The 255-nt window shown below is 65.5% G+C and carries 1 protein-coding gene; it reads left to right on the forward strand.

Translation table 11 applies throughout. The features are described 5' to 3' along the window. On the forward strand, positions 1-255 hold a 255-nt coding region (locus AB4Y40_RS42975; RefSeq protein WP_368693000.1), incomplete at both ends, for an NAD(P)(+) transhydrogenase (Re/Si-specific) subunit beta.

The raw sequence follows: 255 nt of genomic DNA on the forward strand, positions 1-255 counted from the left end.
GGAGAAGGGCGTGGATGTGCGCTACGCGATCCACCCGGTGGCGGGCCGCATGCCGGGCCACATGAACGTGCTGCTCGCGGAAGCCGAAGTGCCCTACGACATGGTGTTCGAGATGGAGGACATCAACGACGAGTTCGGCCAGACCGACGTGGTGCTGGTGCTCGGGGCGAACGACGTGGTGAATCCGGCGGCGAAGAATGACCCGAAGTCGCCGATCGCGGGCATGCCGATCATCGAGGCGTACAAGGCGCGCAC

The sequence above is a fragment of the Paraburkholderia sp. EG287B genome (genome assembly GCF_040965595.1).
Classification (GTDB): domain Bacteria; phylum Pseudomonadota; class Gammaproteobacteria; order Burkholderiales; family Burkholderiaceae; genus Paraburkholderia.